This window comes from Candidatus Bathyarchaeota archaeon (assembly GCA_023131225.1).
Classification (GTDB): Archaea; Thermoproteota; Bathyarchaeia; order Bathyarchaeales; family SOJC01; genus JAGLZW01.
Genome location: JAGLZW010000045.1, coordinates 1 through 2,372 on the forward strand (window position 1 = coordinate 1; position 2,372 = coordinate 2,372).

Sequence of the window (2,372 nt, forward strand, 5' to 3'; positions counted from 1 at the left end):
AGTGTCTCTTCGGAGTTCTCTAAGAAATCAATTCCCGCATTTAAGAACGTGATAAAATTCGTGTATAGTTTATCACCTGAAAATCTTGATCGCGAAATATTGGGAAAGCTTTTCCATAGATTGATTCCTCTTGAAATAAGAAAACCATTAGGGGCATACTATACACTCGGTGAAGCAGCCAGTATTCTTGCAGGTCTAGCTATTGAAAAACCCGATGAAAAAGTTATGGATCCAGCATGTGGTAGTGGAACGCTCTTGGCTGCGGCGTACAGACGAAAAAAGATGCTACTAAAAGAGGAAGGCAGAGATTTTGATGCAGAAACTCATAAGACTTTCTTAGAGCATGACTTAACTGGCGTTGATATAATGCCCTTTGCTTCTCACTTATCAGTCATAAACTTAGCCCTGCAAGCTCCTTTGTATGAAACTGAAGAGGTTAGAATAGCAATAGAAGATTCCACAAAACTCAAGCCAGGAATAAGCATTTCACCCATGTCTAGAGTATTGCCCGAAGCAAGGAAACAAAGGACTCTACTAGATCTTCAGATAAGCAAGGAAGAAATGATAGAGTCTGGTGCGATAAAAATGGACGGATCACCAGGCAAAGAAATTCGGTTAAGCAAAGTCGATACGATCATAATGAACCCTCCTTTTACTAGGCAAGAGACAATAGCAGATTTCAGTGCGGGGTACAAGGACAAACTTGCACGGCGTTTCTTGAAGAAGCAACATCTGATTGACAGTAGAATGAGCTATTGTTCTTACTTTGTGCTCTTAGCCGACAAATTCCTTGAAAAAGGAGGAAAAATCGCCGCAGTTTTGCCTAGTACAATATTGACAAAAGAAACCGATATAGGAATACGAGAGATGCTTTGCTGTAATTACGATATTAAATATGTTGTTGTCAGAGAAGATGCGTTGAATTTCTCAGATAGCACAAACCTACGGGAAATTTTGCTCATTGCTAGCAAGTCCAAACATCCTGACAATGTCGTAACTTTCATTACACTTAAGGAGCTTGACAGTACTCTACTTCCCGAGATAAAGCATGCTGAAAAATTGGCGAAGAAAGGAGAAGTTTACAATCATGGGCGTTTTAGAATCTATAAGATTGCTCAAGAAGACCTGGATCCACTCAATCTGTTTAAGCCAATAGCTGTCAGTGACACCAGAATTCTCAAGTTCTGGGAAGGAGTTTCGAAGAATAGCAGGTTAAGTCAAGCCAGTGAACTGGGAATAGAGCTGGAGGAAGGAGTAAGATCCAGAATGGGCGGTAGTTTTCCAGAGACAGCCCTTCTAGATAAAAAGGCTATTGGACTGAGAAGTAGGGACATATGGATAGTTCAAAAATGTACGAAAAGCAAGGTAACAGTAAAGAATCGTTTCACAAAGGATAGTTTGGCGATACCATTTCAGGCACTCATTCCTTGCGTAAGAAACTCAGCGGGAAGAGACAAAATTGATCTTTCGGCCTTAGAAGAGTATGTAATCTCACGCAGATATAAAAACCATAGACATTTTCTTTCAATCAGTGGACTTGATCCAAAAAGTCTATCGGCAAAATGGAGAAAATATGTAGAAAGGAGAATAAGCAATTTAGGCATAATAGAAACCCTTCACGTGGGTTCCTCAGGCACCTACTTCTTTGCCTATTACACAAAGAAGCCAAGAGTTTTCGGTAGTTCCTTCTGGAATGTCACTGGTTTAGATGAAAAAGAAGCGAAAATCTTAGCAATATGGCTGAACAGCTCAATCAACCTTGCTCAGCTTTTTATCGAGAGGGTGCCTACAGGGTGGTTTAAGGTAAGGGGTTATACTTTCAATCAACTGCAGCTCCTTTCTAAAAGTAGGTTAACATCAAAAGAACTGGCCTCCATTGAGAGTCTTTTCGACAAGATCCGCAGAACCAACTTTCCATGCCTTTGGAAACAACTTGCAATGAATATATCAAAAAGTACATTCAGAGATGAATGGAAGGAAAAGCTATCAGAAATATTCCCAGATTTGAAAGAATACTTGGGAAGAAAATTCAACGCACGAAGAGAAATTGATGATAATATGTTGAAGATTCTAGGGTTCAAGAAAAATGAAATAAGTGATATTTTAGAATGGTTGTATCCCGCATTACTTAGAGAGCTTTATATCATGAAAAAGTTAAACAGAGTAGACATTACCAGTTCATAACTCGACACGTAATCAGGTACACTTTGTTAGACTCTTCCAAGTAATTTTTCTTGATAGTCTCTCCATTGAGTCTCAACATAATCTTAAATGAAGTCTTTGCAGTATAATATTTTGAGCCTAGTAAGGCTAGGCTAACTGGTGAAAAGATGCAAAGTCTGACGGAACAACATGGAAACAAAGGGAAAGAA

2 protein-coding genes are annotated in these 2,372 nt (G+C 39.1%); one reads left to right on the forward strand and one right to left on the reverse strand.

Annotated elements, in window-relative coordinates; all coding sequences use genetic code 11:
- Nucleotides 1–2,184, forward strand: a 2,184-nt coding sequence (locus KAU88_09980) for an N-6 DNA methylase (protein MCK4478832.1), incomplete at its 5' end; no start/stop codon positions are given.
- Here the strand turns inward: KAU88_09980 and KAU88_09985 are convergent.
- Nucleotides 2,171–2,372, reverse strand: a 202-nt coding sequence (locus KAU88_09985) for a hypothetical protein (GenBank protein ID MCK4478833.1), incomplete at its 5' end; no start/stop codon positions are given. The two genes, KAU88_09980 and KAU88_09985, sit on opposite strands and share 14 nt — an antisense overlap.